A 15835-nucleotide genomic window follows, 5' to 3' on the forward strand; every position below is an offset into this window, starting at 1 on the left:
CATCTCCAAAATAGTATATTTTGTGGTAAAAGAACATCATGAGAAGTTTTTTAACACTAAAATATGAGTGACATACTGAATCACATTGAGGAGAATCCAAAAGAAACAAAGCGGTTAATTGGTATGGAGTATGAACAGTTACAACAATTAATCCGAAATGTGGAGCACTTACACCATGAGAAACAAGCGTTGTTAGAATCCAATAAAGTTAGAATTATTACTGGTGGTGGAGGTCGTAAACCAAAACTATCTATCAAAGAACAAATAATTTTAACCTTAGTATATCTGAGGCATATGACAACCTTTCAACTTTTGGGTATCCAGTTTGGAGTGAGCGAGTCTACAGCAAATGACACATTTAACTATTGGTTGCCACTCTTGAGAGAATTGTTACCATCCAGTTTACTTGAACAAGTAAAAAAAAAGAATCTGACTATCAAGTAGTTAAAGAGATACTCACAGAGTATGAATTAATTGTAGATAGCTATGAGCAAGTCAGAGAAAGACCTGGAGATAATAAAGAGCAAGAAGAATATTACTCAGGTAAAGCAAGTAAACATACATTTAAAAGTCAGATAATTATCTTGCCTAATGGCAGCGATATCGTTGATGTTGTGGCAGGAGAACCGGGTCCAAAAAGTTGATATAACTTTATTCCGAGAAAACCGTGATAACTTTGACCCACAACAGAAATTTCAGGGAGACTTAGGATATCTAGGAGAGAATTTAATTGATACTCCAATTAAAACACCGAGAAAAGGAAAGTTAACAATTGACCAGAAAAAACAAAATCAGGAGTTTTCGTCCAAACGAGTATTTGTTGAACACCGAATCCGTTCAGTAAAAATATTTCGAGTTGTTCAAGAAAGATTTCGGTTAAATCCGAAAAAGTATGAACAAGTAATTTTGACAATTTGTGGGCTAGTAAGATTCCGAATTGGGGCACTTATATTACCATCAGAAATCCACGCGATCGCCTGAGCTAAAATTAATGCACATCACCATATATTTTGGTCTTGTTCTCTACAATAAATATCTCAAACCCTTATTTGCTCATATAGACTAGTTGATTCGCAATGCTTGCATTTTTACCCTGAAAGCTACTCACATAAAGGGTTTGATAGTTATTGGAGATGTCTACTGTATATTTTATTCTCTGGAAGTCCCTTGGTACGCTTTCTCTATGCGTTGACAAATATCTTGTACTGCTTGAGAGCCTACCGTCTGCCAGAACTCAGAGCGTTTCCGAAGCTTTGCAATATGAGCCTGAAGTTTTGCATAGTTCAAGTGTTTTCCCCATATCCGATAATAGCGTCTGTGGAGAGCAATACAGTGATTATAAATTACCCCAGCAGCATTTATTGACCGCTTGAGAAATCTATTCCGCTTGTGTTGATATAACTTGAACTTTAGTGTCTTCATGCTAACATTGTACCATGAATAGACGGCATTATGACGGCATGAAAAAATTAACTGTGCGATGTTCGGATGAGGAGTACGAGATTCTTGTGAAGTATTGCCACAAGAAAGAACGTAGCTTAAATGATACCCTTAGAGAATTTATTAGAAGCTTGACGGACAAATAAATTTGTCCTATTCGCTTATATCCCCTGCCTGAAGGCGAGGGGCTTTACGCATCACGACTCGTAATAGTTGAGATAAATTGAGTAGTTTATCTTGTCATTTGGTGTCAGAAACTTATCCGGTATGGACAAATTGCTTCCAGAACAGCTGGTCAAAAGCATTTATCAGGAACTACTGCCTAGATTACAAATTGAAAGTGTTAATCCCCGTAATCCCATTCAGGTCAGCTATCTTCCACAACCTTGGCAGTTGCTTGGCAAAGGAAATTACGCCGCAGTAGTTTTTCACCCCGATTACCCTGAGTGTGTAGTTAAAATTTATGCCCCAGGACGACTAGGCTTTGAAGAGGAAGTAGAAGTTTACCGTCGTCTAGGTTCTCATCCGGCATTTTCTGAGTGTTTGTACGCCAAAGATAACTTTCTAATTTTGAAACGGCTTTATGGAACAACTTTGTACGATTGTATGCACTTAGGTTTACCAATTCCTCAGCAGGTAATACGGGATATCGATAAAGCTTTGGACTATGCTAGAAGTCGCGGACTCCACCCTCATGATGTCCACGGTCGTAATGTGATGATGCATCAGGGTAGAGGGTTAGTTGTAGACATTTCAGATTTTCTGCATCCAGAAGCCTGTTCAAAATGGAATCACTTAAAAAAAGCTTATTATTGGTTATATCGTCCTGTGTTGCGCCCACTTCGATTGCGTGTGCCATACTCGGCCTTAAATATGCTCCGCAAAAGTTATCGTCTGGCAACTTCTTTCAAAATTTCCTGTTGTCAACTAGTCCTAAGATTAACTCGTTTTAAATATTTAAAACTTTAGGCTAATTTAGCCTTGTAACATTAAGTATTTCTGTGCCCAAAAGTGAAAAGGAAATTGTATTGCACCCCTTGCTATTGCTTTAATTTTCAGCTTACTCACTGGTGGCTACTTATCAGCTAATCATACGAAAAAAGTTGAACATTGTTACAATCTCTACATTTACGCGCCCGTAGCTTTTCGCCTTCCCCCCACCCTGCCCCATCAGCACGGAAATACACCCACTGACTTACTGATTCTCCAACGGTACGACCCCAAACAAAATTTTGTGAGCCGCAGATCGGACATGGCGTTTCTTGTGGGCTAAGGTTTTTGTGATTCGGTTGGTTGTTCATGAGCTTCCCCCGATAAATTCTCAGTGCAATCTTCAGCAGCTATTGGGTCACAGTGCGATCGCAATCGCTTGAGATTGAATTACCGATTTTCCCCAACTGACTGATAATTTTATTTGCCAGCAATCATCACTGTAAAAAACTTTCTGTTGTCCGTTGGGTCAAAATATCGCGCACTATCTGTTTATAACGCACCATCCGTCAACAGCAAATACAAAGATGTTTACTGCCTACGGCGGCAAGCTACGCGCCCCCACCCCCAATCAAGCGAGGAAATTAAGAAATTGGGTATCACCGTGCCATTCGGCTCCAACCCCAAATAAGCGAAATCAGAAATATACGTTTTTTAGGTCTATGAACACCAGCATTTACACATCACAGCAGCCAACTCTCCAGACACAAAGACTTGTCATGAGAGCTTTCACCCTTGCAGATGCACCTGAAGTACAATGCTTGGCTGGTATAAAAGAAATTGCCGCTATGACCTTAAATATTCCCCATCCTTACCAAGACGGTATGGCCCAAGAGTGGATTAAAACCCATCAAAAAGCCTTCAAAGAGGGAAAATCTGTGAACTTAGCGATTGTGCTGCGTGATATTGGTGTGTTGTGTGGTGCGATCAGCTTGCAAATCAACCTTGAACATAACCATGCCGAGTTGGGCTATTGGATAGGAAAACCTTATTGGGGGCAAGGCTACTGTACAGAAGCGGCAAAAGAAATATTGCGATATGGCTTTGAGGTATTGGGACTCCACCGCATTCATGCCCGACACTTTTCCCATAACCCCGCATCAGGACAAGTTATGCAAAAAATTGGTATGGTTTACGAGGGTTGTCGCCGTCAACACAAATTTAGATGGGGTGAATACGTAGATATTGTTGACTACGGGATTCTCAAAAGCGACTGGCAGACGAATTACTTAACAGGTTCTTAGAGGAAACTGCGCGTGGTTGCAGGCTGTTGGTGGGTACGCCATACCACCTTTACTATGTGTTTTCTAGTCCATTACTAGCCAGTTGTATGTAGAGAAGCGATGACCGAGTGCTGTGGGTTGGCTGCTGAGTTCTACAGCGTTGGGTCAACAACTGGCGATTTGTGTCTGTTCTGTTCTGTTGATATCTTATTTAAACTGCAATTCACAGACTTGTGATGCCAAATTGCCAAAACCTATGAATATGGTTCGTAATATAACTTCAAATTTTTCAAGCGAACGCGAGTAGGGTCTTGTACAGAGGAAAACCAAGAGCGATCGCTCTCTTCACTCCTCAAATTCCTAACCCTGCTAAAATCCCTATATTTCATCACACAAACCTACTACCATTCCTGGCAAAGGATTTGAGCAGCACCAAACTACAAAAATCGATAAACTTGTTGAATATGCTGCGTCAACAACAGGGTCAAGTATGTTGGTGGAAAATCTGGCGCGAAGATCCGGTTTGGATCTAGAGATTCGGTTTGGGAGTTTTTGTGTTAGAAAAGCTACTGTTGAGGGAAAACTGAAAACAAGACCTCGTGTTGAATAAACTAAGAGGATTCAGGTCAGAAGCAAATCGCAGCCGTCGTGAATTGGCTCAAATTCTTGAGGGGCAAGTATAGTTAAGCTATTTTAAGATTACAGTGACAAACATCAAAAGGAATTATTAAAGCAATATTATGAAAAAAATTTATCACTTATGGAGTGTATAAATAATAGTAAATTAGCTATTGAACAAAAACAAGAGATTGAAAAAACTTTATTTTTACCTACTAAAAACAACGGTATCTAAATTGGGTGGCGCTGGGTATAGAAATAGTTATCATTTTTTAGTAGCCGCGCTGTCCTCACCCCTACAAGTTTATTGGCTTGTTTTGTTGGGGGATATCAATTGTTTACTACAGGTCGCTTGAATATTTAGACGGCATACGTAACTTTGTCTATTTAAGCGGGTCGTGTCCCCAATCTTTTAAAGAGTTCCGACATAAGAGACTGTCTCTCTTGTACAGTAAGTCAGACCAGATTATTCAGCAATACGTGAAAATATTCTTGATAAGTTGAAAACAGGCAAGCAGTCAGCAGCCAAGGCAATCGACGCTTTTATTGAGGAACTGGGTGCTGTAAAGTCAGAACAACAGCCAGCAACTGTGGAATTAGATGTAGCGAGTTAGGATTTTTGTCCTGGCAACTATTAACCAGTCAACTTAATCACACCTTGACTGACTAAATGTTCAAGCTGAGAATGATGCTGTGTTTGCTCCCGTAGCAACTTGAGTTGCTCGTAAGTGAGAATGTGTAATCCGGGACGGACAACATAACCTTGAATGGTAATGCTTTGTGGCTGCTTGCTATCGGTGCGGTTGTAGGAAATTGAAGGCATATTTACAATTATGTAAGTTAGAACTGATTAGTAGAAGAAAGTTTAACGAACAGAATTCAGGAGTCAGGAGCCAGAATTCAGAAGAAGGTTAAGCGAGTGGCGGATAGCGGAGCGTTAGCGAGTCATCGAGCGTCTGAATAAACGGCGTTTTTGCTCCCCCACTAAATCGGAGATTTAGTAGTCTTGAATTGAGTGGTGGGTCTGAATCCCCCACTCATTCATTCTGACTCCTGAATTCTGACTTCTGAATTCTTCTTTAATTCTTCATTCTCTTACAGCTTCACACAAGTTCCTCTTAAAAGGTGACAATAGGATGAATCAATGCCAAAGCATACAGAAAATTCCTAATAGAAGCGCCCATATTATGCAGGTTCTGTAAAAAAGAGGAGCAAAGGATTAGGTGACGATAAATTTATACAACAAGGCTGTTATATTAATAGTCGGCATGGCTAACACTCTATAGATTTGTAATACATGGGAGTCAAACGTTATCGCAATTCCAAAACAACTAATAAACTCGCAAATCAAGTCACCCCAAGTTTTCTTGATTGACCATGAGAATAATAATCGTGGTTTGACCGATACCAATGAAGCATTACAGCTAGCCGAAAGCCTAGAGTTAGACCTAGTATTAGTGTCTGAAGGAAAAGAGGCTCCAGTTGCAAAGATTCTGAATTATGGCAAGCTTCAGTATCAAAAGAAAAAGCGTCAGGCACAAAGTGCTAGACCAGTAGTAAAAGAAGTTCGGTTTGGTTTGAATATAGGTGTGGCTGATTATAAGTTACGCATTGAACAAGCAGTCGGGTGGTTGAGTAAAGGTGATTCGGTGAAGTTTGCTGTTCGTTTACGAGGTCGAGAACATCAATATCGTGACCAAGCTGGAGAACTACTAGACCGGGTTGTAAGTGATCTCAACTCTGTAGGTAAAGTTCAATCACTTGATAAGCGTTCACTAATTGCTTTAATCATTCCTGCCTAAATTACTTTTTAAGAGATATCTTAACTCTAGAAGTGCGATCGCTCTATTCATCCTTGCGAAGCGTCGGCGTTAATTAAATTAAAGAGTTCAAGTGTTAGTTTCAATCACCAATGCTGTTTGGATCTTGTCAAATCGGGAGCAAAGGAGTGCATGAACTTTTTCTTTGTGAATATCTTTGGTGTTGCGCTCGGCTATACTCACAGTTATTCTACGCGATAAAGGTGATGAAGCAATTGCTGCCGTTGGTTTTGTGATGGGGTTGGACTGCCTGAGTGTCTAATCAGCAGTAGCAGTGCATTGTTAATTTTCGTATGCTGCTTGATTGTTAGTCCTTTTCCCCCTATCCTCACAAAAGGTAGTAATGGTAAAGTAAATTTCCAATACTGGCAATGTTTCAGGGTGATTTATGAACAAAGGCGAATTAGTGGATGCTGTAGCAGCAAAGGCCAACATCACAAAAAAGCAAGCTGATGAAGTCATTAGTGCTTTTTTGTCAGTTGTTACTGAGGCTGTAGCCAATGGTGAAAAGGTAACGCTCATTGGGTTTGGCTCATTTGAGCGGCGCGATCGCTCCGAACGTGAGGGGCGTAATCCGAAAACCAATGAGCCAATGACTATTCCAGCGACCAAAGTACCTGCGTTTTCTGCTGGGAAACAGTTTAAAGAAAAAGTTGCACCCTAATCAATACAAATGTATTTACTTTACTACTGTCAATCCAATCACTGCAAAGCCATAATCGATTAATTCAAGTATCGAATCGACTGCGAAACTTTGACTGCTTCTTAGGGAGTATGTCAATACAATTCTGGTATTACTCCCGTACCAACAAATCTGTTTCTGTTAAAATCGCGTCTTCCAGCACGTAAATTTTGAGGCAGTGCCATGTGTGCAAAGGGATTTGGACAACCCCAACCCACCAAAATCGATAAACTTATTGAATCTGCGGTGCGTTATTGCCACAAGCGACACCCAGAAAACCTAGACAGCATCTTTGATAATCTACCTGTCAACCTCAACCAACGAGTAGTAAGGGGAATTTTGGCAGCATTGCAGAAAGATATTGATACTTTGAGTTGGTTTTGCGGCTATATGGCATCAGAAATCAACCGCAGTGAGGACAACCAAAAGCCTCATCATCCCATCGCCGAACTTAGCAAAACTCTTATTACATCGGGGATGGAACCGTTTACTGATTTTATGCCTTATCCTGGTTGCCGCCTCGTCATACTCAATTCGGAAAAATTTGAATCATTGCCAAAGTCAGTTCAAACCATAGTGCAGCAAGCTTTTGATATTAGGGAAAGTAGTGGGACAGAGGCACAAAGGATAAATGATGCATTGCTGCAAGAGTTGATGGTTCATGAGTAAGTAAAAAATTGGAATGTGATGGAGTGAGTACCCGCACGCCAACTCTTGGAGACGCTTTGCTCCCGCAAGATCCACGTTCGCGGAGCGTGCCGTAGGCAAGTGGTGGTACGGCATCGTCTCCACTTATAAAGCATGAGTGAGCCACTCTACCCAAAAGGGTGCCCCCATCTTTCCCCATTATCTTTGATTAAATGGCGACACCGAATAGCCCACCGCAGGCATCGCCACTTCCAAATTAAACTCAATTCCAACTCCTGCCGTGCGATCGCTGTGTTGATTTTGGGCATTTTAAAATAGCGTTTACTAAATACAGCTATGTTTAAAGGATTCGGTGGGCCAAAGAAAAAATCAGTGCTTGAGGACAATGAACTGACTACAGGTATTGTGCAGCATCCTATTACAAAACTTTGGCAGACTTGGATTTCATTTACCGGCCACGATATTCAGTGCATTACTGCCCATAATCAGCGAGAGGATTCTAATAAAATAGCTAAACAGATTGCTGATGCTTGGAGTGAAGGGAAATACAAAACTGGGGAAGAGGTAACAGCTTTTATTAAATCTCTGCCGACTGATGCTGTCATAGACCCATTGCCCCAAAGTATTGTGATGCAATTAAGTCAGCAGGCATTAAGCGCAAGGAAGTAGCTAGAGCGATTGCTAGGCCAACGTCTGCGATGAACGCTCTAAACAGTATCATCCATCCATCCGCACTCTGGATTTTGACAGTCCCAATGCACCCGTGCTGACCAGTCCCGGTCAAATTCAGCATTACACTGGGGGCATCTACCAGTAAACATCGGATGCCAATCAAGTAACTCCTGTTTTTGCTGTTGTGTCCACCTCTGTTGTGGTTGCACAATTAACTCGCCGTTGTAATAAGTGGCTCCTTCTGGTTCCCATAGTTCTACTGGTTTGGCGTTGGGGTGTTCTCGAAAGTCCAAGCATCTGTCAGCAACTGATCCATTAGGGTGAATGGTACAGACAAGGTGAGGATTATGTGAGTATAAGAGACAGCAATCGCACTCTCTTTAGTTTCGGCATAGTACCAGTATATTGCCTGTTCCAAGCGATCGCTTGTTGGTTCAACTCTGTATGGTTGTATAAATATTGATATCTAATTAAAATTTAGGTTGTATTGCAAAGCTTTGCAGAAGCCTTACAGCCCTTCTCTAGAATTGAGGCACTGTTCGCATTCGGGTATCCTGCGGCAGGCGGTGGCGCAGCTATCGCTGTATTAAATAGAAGTTTTCCTGCACTAATCTATACTTTGATTAACGTGTAATTCAAATCCTTATGAGCTGCGAACATTTAGACAATCTGACTACGGAAACTCTGATTTCTAAAGCAAACTACCCAGTATTTCGTTGTGAAGAGTGTATCCTAATAAACAGTCGCTGGGTGCATCTGCGTATTTGTCAAAGTTGCGGCAAGATGCTGTGCTGTGATTCTTCTGTTCATCAACATGCCCGACGGCATTATGAGGAAACTGGACATTCAGTAATTAGCTCGGCTGAGTTAGGAGAACAGTGGTTATGGTGTTTTTTGGATGAGCAGGCAAAAAACTACTAAAGTGAGGCAAACGCGCTTCACTGCCAAAAGAGGGCGATTGCTATCTTCCTAACGCCTCAGCCAATTGCCCTTTTATGGAGAAAGCTTTGACTTTTTGCCCAAAACCAGTATCATCTGAAATTTTATGCGAAGAATTATTATTGGAGTTATGGGGAGAGGAGAAAATGCGACAGCAAATGATTTACAAGATGCTTATATATTAGGTCAATTTATTGCCAAACAAGGATGGGTTTTACTCACTGGTGGTAGAAATGTAGGGGTAATGGATGCAGTAAGTAAAGGTGCAAAATCTGCTGATGGTTTAACTATTGGTATTCTTCCAGGTGAAAATCAGGATGGTATGTCCTCTTGGGTGGATATTGCTATTTTCACAGACATGGGTAATTCTAGAAACAATATTAACGTTCTTACCAGTGATCTGGTAATTGCTTGCGGAATGGGTGCAGGAACCGCTTCAGAAATTGCTCTAGCTTTGAAGGCAAATAAGCAAGTAATTTTGTTGAATAATGATCAAGAAAGTAAACTTTTCTTTAAAAAACTGTCGCCAGAAAATGTTTATATTGTGGAGAGTGTGGAGCAGGCAATCGCTACTGCCAAAATAATTTTATCTTAGTTACGAATTAGTGTATCAGTAAAGTCTTCTCAAATTGGGAGGCTCTCGAATTGATTGGGTTTGAATTCCCATCTGTTGCCTTAGCTTACCGAAATTTAAATTATATTCCGGATCAGACTGCTTCAAGGGAGTGTATGTATAAAAAAGAGAACTACATTCCCAGATGATTAACCAAATTACCGCTTTAGAATCCTGTTGGCATATTTCTCCTGAGTGGGGTCAGACCATGCCTCCAGTAGCAGTAAGAATGTTAGAAAAAGTTTTGTTGCCAATCTCAAACTTGTCAGGCTACTGCTGTGGTGTTCAGTGGGAAAGACAGCAATGGATTTATGCAATTGTTTGCCAGAGTGAAACTCTCTACTTAGCTGAACAAGAATTTCATAGAACAAATCTACTAGAAAAGTCCACTGTTTTTACTCCAGCTTTTAAATTGGGGGATATAGTTGAGGTTGATTTCGGTGAACAGCCGACACGCCGTATTATTCAAGGGATTTTTAGTCTCAAAGATAATTGGCTTTATGGGGTAGAGTGGCGCTCTCCAATTTTAGAAGAAGTGTCTGCCCAAAGCAGAACAATATGGCTTGCTGATGTTGATTTAGTAAATGTTGGTGTATGACTCTTGTAAAAAAACCAATAGGTACAACAAGCGTAAACGTCGAGCTTCCACACGAAAACCATAGCCAAGAGCTAGCAGGGTTGTAAATTACTTTAGATGATGATGCCTTGGAGCTAAAAGTTGTGCAACCATCTCTGCACGAGACGAAACTTCAAGCTTACGAAACATTCGCTTTAAGGCTTGCTTTGCAGAATTTTCAGTAATCCAAAGTTGATGACCAATTTCTGCGTTAGTTTTCCCTAAAGCAACTAATTCTGCAATCTGCAACTCACGAGACGTTAAGCGATCAGTTTTAAAAGGTTGGTGCTGCGACTTTCCTTGGTAAATTTCTTGTGAATCAACTGTTGTAGCCCAAACAGATAAGTGCAGGCAAATGGCGCTCAAATCGGTTAGATTTTGTGTATCAAAGGCAGGCATTGACTTTTCACGGGTGCAACCCACTACGCCAACTAATTGATTGCGATTAATGATTGGCCCCGCCATCACATGCCAATGATCGGGGCGGGGACAGATGATTTTCCAAGCCTTTGGTGATGTCACTAATGCTTCATGGACAGGTGCATGGCGCTCCACCAGATAACGTGCTATGGGATTGTGTTCAATGGACAATGCAATTTTCAGAATTTTTTGAAGATTGCCATCGGCTAAGGGCAGTTGCTCAAAGAAAAAAATTCTCCATCGTTTGGCGGCAAAATACTCACCAATTCCTGGCACGACTTGCAAGTGCAGATCATGCTCACTACGGGCTTGATTGATTGATTGCTTCAAAAAGAAGCTTTAACGGACTTGTCATAAGTGAAGTTGACTCAAGTGTACCCGTTCGAGGTCTAGAAGCATTTCAGTACTAAGCCTATATTAGCTTTAATCTCAACAACACTTTGACATGAGTTTCAAGAAAGGAAATTGCTCATACGCCTTTGTATGAGGCAGTTGAGCGCACATCCATAATCAGAATGAGCAAATTTAAGAGGTACAAATGCCACAAGAAGCAATTTTCAGTCCTTTCTTTGCAACAGTTTTTCTGACACTCATAGTCTGGGTGTATATGTACATCCGCCGTATTAGTTTCTTTACTGATAGAAAGATCCCTCCAGAGGATCTTGCTGTACCCGGCGCACTAGCGCAGATATCACCACCAAATGTATCCAATCCATCAGATAACTTCAAGAACCTATTCGAGATTCCGGTACTTTTCTATGCGCTCGTACTATATCTGTTCATGACAAAACAGGTAGATACAATATATGTGAACGCCGCGTGGGTCTTTGTTGTGTTTCGTCTATTACATAGTACTGTCCATTGCACATTCAATCTGATCATGCTTCGGTTCTACCTCTACCTATTTGCCACGCTTGCGCTGTGGTTCATCGCCATCCGCGCAGCCCTTATCCACTTTGGTAGGTAGATACTCTTTTTCTTCTGGACTCATCCTTGAACATTACCATCTTTCTTCCCTCGCGGGATATCCCTGACTTTCCTACCTAGGCAGTTACTAAATTTATTTCTTTTCACCCTTTACCAATCAGAGATGGTAATGCTAGATTTCTCTTATTTGCAATGCTTCAGGGTGATTTATGAACAAAGGTGAACTAGTGGATGCTGTAGCAGCAAAGGCCAACATCACAAAAAAGCAAGCTGATGAAGTCATTAGTGCTTTTTTGTCAGTTGTTACCGAAGCTGTAGCCAATGGGGATAAGGTAACGCTCATTGGGTTTGGGTCATTCGAGCGACGCGAACGCTCAGAACGCGAAGGGCGTAATCCCAAAACCAATGAGCCAATGACAATTCCAGCGACCAAAGTGCCTGCATTCTCTGCTGGGAAACAGTTTAAAGAAAAAGTAGCGCCATAAAGTATAAATAAGCCACCCTACCCAAAAGGCTGGCCCCACCGTTCCCAGTTCTCCTTATTAAATGGACTGCGCCACTTCAAAATAAGGTTCAACTCTAACTCTTGCCGTGTGCGTCGATCAACCGGAGCATCCCACCAAAATGCGGCGTTGACTGCTGTTTTTAACCCATAGCGATAATGTAAATCTTGGTAGCTGGCGATGTAATCTTTGCAGGCGTGTATACCTTTCCACCGCTTATTACTGCGGCAAGTTTCCCCAACATATAGCACTAGCCCAACTGCTGAATCTAAAATAAAATATAGACAAGCATCGCCAGAGCTATCAGCAGGTTTTCTGTAGAAAGACATTGGGACAAGGTGTAGCTTCAGTGGGTCAATTGCGTTGGGATCGCAGTGGTTGGAGGTGAGGTCGAACAGTGTAGTCTGCTGTAATGGTTGGCTTTCTCGCTGCCGTTGCTGATGAGTCAGTATGCGCGATTTCCATTCTTGTAAAGCATCAGCACTCATCAGCAGAGTGTCTGTTTTACTACCGTAGCTAGGTGTAATTGTATTGTTGGCAAAGAGATTGAGTTGTTGGGGTTCCAAAGATGTTTGTTGAGTGCAACCAGAGTCATGATAAAGTATTTCAACACAGAGATGACAGTGGCGATCGCTCAGACTAGGGGCTAATTGATTAAGAACTCAATAAACCAGACATATTTAAAACTCGTTCTGACCAATTAGAAGCAACATCAGCTATGCTTATCCTTTGGCTTGATTGCTCCTTGATGGTATCCCAATTGCGTTGCCAATCTTGTAACAAGTCTTGAAGTTGGTTTAATTCGACATTATAGATTTCACTGTTTTGCTGTATTAAAGACAAATACAACAAACTTTCGTGTAACAATACTGGAATAACTTGGTTACAATCGCTACTTTGTACCCAAGACTTCAAGTGTGCCAGACTTGATGCTAATTCACCCAATTGCTGTGGTTGGGTTAGATGTAAAAAACTAGCTTCAATCGCACTCCAGTTGGGCATCAAAATCCTCCTAGCAACTGCTGGATAAAAAATAATTTTGCGTTGAAGCATCGATTGAAAGAGTTAGTGGTATATTAGTACAAAAGAACTATCAAACCAGGTTCAACAGCTTCAAACTGCAATAGTTATTAATATTTTGTACTTCCAAATTGAGGAATGCTATGGCAGATTCTAATTCCCTATTTTCTTTGTATGAAGAATTAGTACAAGATCATTCCAGCCAATTCGATCCACAAATTGCTTCTTTGCAAGAGTTGGTCATTACACGAATGCAAGAAATTCGTGACGCAGAACAGAGCTTAGTAGAAACACAAGCAATAGAACTTAAACGGATCACTGATGCTCTGGCTACTGATGCTCGTTGCTTGTTGCCAACGCCAGGATTAAGAGCATTTGTACAAGAGTTAAAACAGACTAAAAGTAATAATTGGTACACGCGCCAATCTGAATTTAGTATTGCAGAAGATCCAACTACTTGGTTATTGGCGATGCTCAAACTACCGATAGGTTTGAGCAACTACCAAACTCACGAAGACCTGAATGGTTATGATGACGAACGTAACTTTATCGGGTATAGCTATACTCTGTCTCTAAAATTAGGTTCAGTTGAGCATTCGATCAATGAAATACCATTAAAACGCATATATAACGTCAACGAGTGTAGTGAAACTTCTATAAAAGGGCAAATTGAGGACTACATTTATGGTGACGTAAAATATTTACTTAGAGATATGGAATATCCAGAGTCACAAAAACAGCAATTAGCGGCTGAAATCAGCACATTAGTAGGTTACTCCCCCAAAATATTCGCACTTAAACCTAGAAGAGCTATTTTTAATTATTCATCTATAGAGGAAGACTGATGCAATTGTATTTGAGCTTGTCAGCCTATGGTGGAGTTTCAACCCGTGAAGCATTAACAATATTTTGGAATGCAGGAATCCGGTATGTTGAGCTAGCAATTGGGCCTCGACCTGATACTGATTCAGCGCAAGCAGTAGAGGATTTTAGACAACAAGGAATGGTCTATCGAGCGCATCATGCTTTTGTTTGCAGCGCACGCCACTATCCTTTCAATCTAGCTCAACCTCAAGATTGGAAATATTTTGAACGATTGGCAGATTATCTAGCTAGTATAGGTGTTACCGCTTATTCAGTACATGGAGGAAACTTTTGTAAAACCACTGAACGCGTTTTAGCATACACAACATTTGTAGAAAATATTCATCGTCTTCATCGGGTTTGTTTAACGCGAGGTATTGTTTTGGGTGTAGAAACAATGTATCCTACACTCACAAATAGTACTGTTGAAAACCTTTTGGATAATGCTTCAGAACTTGCTCAATTTTGCCAAGATGTTCCCCAGATCAAGATAGTTGTAGACTTGGCCCATCTCAACATTTGGCGTGACAAAACCGAAATACTGTTGAATGAATGGTTGGGACTTCCACCAGAGAAAATTTTAGAAATTCACATTTCAGACAATGATGGACGGCAAGATATACATTCGCGGATTACGGACAATACTTGGTGGTTATCTCAGATTACTAATTTTCCAAAGGGAATTCCCTTGGTGTTAGAGAGCCGATTAAATCGATTGCCTGTTTCAGTAGTGCAGCAAGAGTACGACCGGATCGTTGCTTTAATAGTAAGCTTTTAATCTCAAATGAGATTAAGCACTAATAGATTCAGATAACAAACCAGACATATTTAATACTTGTTGCATTTTACTACTGGTAAGTGCTTTAAGTCCAAAACAGAGCGCCTGGTTGTGGGATGATATATGCCAAAATCACGAAAACTAGAAGAAACTTTATCTATTCTTGCCCAAATTCGAGAGCATCCCACAAGTGAGGAAGGGATCATAATTTTACGCCAAGTTCTTAAGAGCAAATATTCTATGGCTGTTGCCCAAGCAGCCAAGATAGTAGGCGAATCTACTATTACTGAGTTGGTTGGCGATCTTGTAGAAGCTTTTGCTCGAATGATGGTCAAACCCATACAAGTAGACCAAAATTGTCTTGCCAAGAAAGAGATAGCACAAGCACTGTATCACTTAGAATACAGCGATGAAAACCTTTTTCTGCAAGGGATTCGACATATTCAGATGGAGCCAGTATGGGGAGGGGAGGAGTTGAAGATACTGCTGCCCATCTTCGGGGTATATGTGCTTTAGGTCTGGTGAGAATGAACTACTCAGACGTAATGAACGAATTAGCCGATCTACTAGCTGACCCCAAACCAGAAGCAAGAACTGCTGCTGCAAAGGCGATCGCCTACACAGGAAATCCCCAAGGTGTACCTTTACTTCGTTTAAAAACCCGCATCGGCGATCAAGCACCACAGGTGATTTCAGAGTGCTTCAGTGGTTTGTTACAACTGGCTCCGGCTGATTCACTTGCAATAGTTGCTGGTTTTCTTTTTGATCCGAAGGAGCAAATCTGTGAGTTAGCAGCATTGACGTTGGGTGAATCACGATTAGAGGAAGCATTTGATCATCTCAGAAATTGCTGGCAGCAAACAAGAAACGTAGAACTTCGTCGCACATTGTTACTCGCAATAGGGATGTTGCGACAAGATAAAGCAATAGATTACCTGATTTCACTAGTGGCTCAAGGAAAAGATATTGAACGCGATGTGCGACTTATTGTTTCGTTACACAAGTCCGGTGTATGAACGATTGAAAAGAAAATTCCCACAATCCGCACTGGAGCGAGAAAAT

24 protein-coding genes and 2 pseudogenes are annotated in these 15835 nt (G+C 41.1%); 20 read left to right on the top strand and 6 right to left on the bottom strand.

Annotation, left to right across the window (positions count from 1 at the left end; all coding sequences use genetic code 11):
- The first annotated feature begins 63 nt into the window (after positions 1–63).
- The 3 genes from ABF638_RS31830 to ABF638_RS31840 are packed head-to-tail and all read left to right on the top strand — an operon-like array spanning position 64 to position 981.
- Entirely contained in the window at positions 64–444 is a 381-nt protein-coding gene (locus ABF638_RS31830) for a helix-turn-helix domain-containing protein (RefSeq protein WP_435026847.1), read from the top strand.
- 29 nt (positions 445–473) lie between these two features.
- The gene (locus ABF638_RS31835; RefSeq protein WP_435026867.1) at positions 474–644 is read left to right on the top strand and encodes a transposase family protein; all 171 of its coding nucleotides are present in this window, start codon (positions 474–476) and stop codon (positions 642–644) included.
- The gene (locus ABF638_RS31840; protein ID WP_435026848.1) at positions 592–981 is read left to right on the top strand and encodes a transposase family protein; all 390 of its coding nucleotides are present in this window, start codon (positions 592–594) and stop codon (positions 979–981) included. Before ABF638_RS31835 ends, ABF638_RS31840 begins: the two co-directional genes overlap by 53 nt.
- A gap of 186 nt (positions 982–1167) precedes the next feature.
- Here ABF638_RS31840 and ABF638_RS31845 read toward each other — a convergent pair.
- Positions 1168–1422 (bottom strand): annotated as a pseudogene (locus ABF638_RS31845) (RNA-guided endonuclease TnpB family protein); the annotation flags it as partial.
- A gap of 285 nt (positions 1423–1707) precedes the next feature.
- Between ABF638_RS31845 and ABF638_RS31850 the strand changes: the two are divergent.
- From ABF638_RS31850 to ABF638_RS31865, 4 genes and pseudogenes are all read left to right on the top strand, one after another.
- Entirely contained in the window at positions 1708–2409 is a 702-nt protein-coding gene (locus tag ABF638_RS31850) for a serine/threonine protein kinase (RefSeq protein WP_190937871.1), read from the top strand.
- Between the two features lie 683 nt (positions 2410–3092).
- On the top strand, positions 3093–3674 hold the full coding sequence (locus ABF638_RS31855) for a GNAT family N-acetyltransferase (protein ID WP_435026849.1): 582 nt from the start codon (positions 3093–3095) through the stop codon (positions 3672–3674).
- A 290-nt stretch (positions 3675–3964) separates the two neighbouring features.
- The gene (locus ABF638_RS31860) at positions 3965–4186 is read left to right on the top strand and encodes a hypothetical protein (protein WP_435026850.1); all 222 of its coding nucleotides are present in this window, start codon (positions 3965–3967) and stop codon (positions 4184–4186) included.
- A gap of 188 nt (positions 4187–4374) precedes the next feature.
- Positions 4375–4506 (top strand): annotated as a pseudogene (locus tag ABF638_RS31865) (NACHT C-terminal helical domain 2-containing protein); the annotation flags it as partial.
- A gap of 399 nt (positions 4507–4905) precedes the next feature.
- On the opposite strand, the gene ABF638_RS31870 reads toward ABF638_RS31865, so the two are convergent.
- Positions 4906–5094, bottom strand: a complete 189-nt coding sequence (locus ABF638_RS31870) for a hypothetical protein (protein ID WP_094345286.1) — start codon at positions 5092–5094, stop codon at positions 4906–4908.
- Positions 5095–5605: 511 nt separating this feature from the next.
- Between ABF638_RS31870 and infC the strand changes: the two genes are divergently transcribed.
- The 4 genes from infC to ABF638_RS31890 all read left to right on the top strand — a co-directional run bounded on the left by infC (position 5606) and on the right by ABF638_RS31890 (position 8090).
- Positions 5606–6073: a translation initiation factor IF-3 gene (gene infC, locus ABF638_RS31875; protein ID WP_435026868.1), complete on the top strand. Its 468-nt coding sequence runs from the start codon at positions 5606–5608 to the stop codon at positions 6071–6073.
- 406 nt (positions 6074–6479) lie between these two features.
- Positions 6480–6755: an HU family DNA-binding protein gene (locus tag ABF638_RS31880; RefSeq protein ID WP_435026851.1), complete on the top strand. Its 276-nt coding sequence runs from the start codon at positions 6480–6482 to the stop codon at positions 6753–6755.
- Positions 6756–6956: 201 nt separating this feature from the next.
- Positions 6957–7442, top strand: a complete 486-nt coding sequence (locus ABF638_RS31885) for a hypothetical protein (RefSeq protein ID WP_435026852.1) — start codon at positions 6957–6959, stop codon at positions 7440–7442.
- A 315-nt stretch (positions 7443–7757) separates the two neighbouring features.
- A complete protein-coding gene (locus tag ABF638_RS31890) occupies positions 7758–8090 on the top strand; it encodes a hypothetical protein (RefSeq protein WP_435026853.1) in 333 nt (110 codons plus the stop codon).
- A 38-nt stretch (positions 8091–8128) separates the two neighbouring features.
- Here the strand turns inward: ABF638_RS31890 and ABF638_RS31895 are convergent, their stop codons facing one another.
- Complete coding sequence (locus ABF638_RS31895) at positions 8129–8386, bottom strand: hypothetical protein (protein WP_435026854.1); 258 nt, start codon at positions 8384–8386, stop codon at positions 8129–8131.
- A 352-nt stretch (positions 8387–8738) separates the two neighbouring features.
- Between ABF638_RS31895 and ABF638_RS31900 the strand changes: the two genes are divergently transcribed.
- From ABF638_RS31900 to ABF638_RS31910, 3 genes are all read left to right on the top strand, one after another.
- On the top strand, positions 8739–9014 hold the full coding sequence (locus tag ABF638_RS31900; protein ID WP_084227073.1) for a UBP-type zinc finger domain-containing protein: 276 nt from the start codon (positions 8739–8741) through the stop codon (positions 9012–9014).
- Positions 9015–9138: 124 nt separating this feature from the next.
- A complete protein-coding gene (locus tag ABF638_RS31905) occupies positions 9139–9627 on the top strand; it encodes a TIGR00725 family protein (protein ID WP_435026855.1) in 489 nt (162 codons plus the stop codon).
- Positions 9628–9790: 163 nt separating this feature from the next.
- A complete protein-coding gene (locus tag ABF638_RS31910) occupies positions 9791–10243 on the top strand; it encodes a DUF1392 family protein (protein ID WP_435026856.1) in 453 nt (150 codons plus the stop codon).
- 87 nt (positions 10244–10330) lie between these two features.
- Here the strand turns inward: ABF638_RS31910 and ABF638_RS31915 are convergent, their stop codons facing one another.
- Entirely contained in the window at positions 10331–11011 is a 681-nt protein-coding gene (locus ABF638_RS31915) for a LuxR C-terminal-related transcriptional regulator (protein WP_435026857.1), read from the bottom strand.
- Between the two features lie 208 nt (positions 11012–11219).
- On the opposite strand from ABF638_RS31915, the gene ABF638_RS31920 reads away from it, so the two are divergent.
- Complete coding sequence (locus tag ABF638_RS31920; RefSeq protein WP_435026858.1) at positions 11220–11648, top strand: MAPEG family protein; 429 nt, start codon at positions 11220–11222, stop codon at positions 11646–11648.
- Between the two features lie 169 nt (positions 11649–11817).
- On the top strand, positions 11818–12093 hold the full coding sequence (locus ABF638_RS31925) for an HU family DNA-binding protein (protein ID WP_435026860.1): 276 nt from the start codon (positions 11818–11820) through the stop codon (positions 12091–12093).
- Between the two features lie 17 nt (positions 12094–12110).
- Here ABF638_RS31925 and ABF638_RS31930 read toward each other — a convergent pair whose 3' ends face one another.
- Entirely contained in the window at positions 12111–12677 is a 567-nt protein-coding gene (locus ABF638_RS31930; RefSeq protein WP_435026861.1) for a GIY-YIG nuclease family protein, read from the bottom strand.
- An 88-nt stretch (positions 12678–12765) separates the two neighbouring features.
- On the bottom strand, positions 12766–13113 hold the full coding sequence (locus ABF638_RS31935; protein WP_435026862.1) for a hypothetical protein: 348 nt from the start codon (positions 13111–13113) through the stop codon (positions 12766–12768).
- Between the two features lie 161 nt (positions 13114–13274).
- On the opposite strand from ABF638_RS31935, the gene ABF638_RS31940 reads away from it, so the two are divergent.
- The 4 genes from ABF638_RS31940 to ABF638_RS31955 all read left to right on the top strand — a co-directional run bounded on the left by ABF638_RS31940 (position 13275) and on the right by ABF638_RS31955 (position 15789).
- Positions 13275–13976 carry a hypothetical protein gene (locus ABF638_RS31940; protein ID WP_435026863.1) on the top strand — a complete coding sequence of 234 codons (702 nt, stop codon included), beginning with the start codon at positions 13275–13277 and terminating at the stop codon, positions 13974–13976.
- Positions 13976–14773: a sugar phosphate isomerase/epimerase family protein gene (locus ABF638_RS31945; protein WP_435026864.1), complete on the top strand. Its 798-nt coding sequence runs from the start codon at positions 13976–13978 to the stop codon at positions 14771–14773. The genes ABF638_RS31940 and ABF638_RS31945 overlap by 1 nt, the downstream gene beginning before the upstream one ends.
- Before the next feature lie 123 nt (positions 14774–14896).
- On the top strand, positions 14897–15289 hold the full coding sequence (locus ABF638_RS31950) for a hypothetical protein (protein WP_435026865.1): 393 nt from the start codon (positions 14897–14899) through the stop codon (positions 15287–15289).
- A gap of 11 nt (positions 15290–15300) precedes the next feature.
- The gene (locus ABF638_RS31955) at positions 15301–15789 is read left to right on the top strand and encodes a HEAT repeat domain-containing protein (RefSeq protein WP_435026866.1); all 489 of its coding nucleotides are present in this window, start codon (positions 15301–15303) and stop codon (positions 15787–15789) included.
- Positions 15790–15835: the final 46 nt, after the last annotated feature.

Origin of the sequence: Nostoc sp. CALU 1950 (assembly GCF_051172895.1) — a bacterium.
Lineage (GTDB): Bacteria > Cyanobacteriota > Cyanobacteriia > Cyanobacteriales > Nostocaceae > Nostoc > Nostoc edaphicum_A.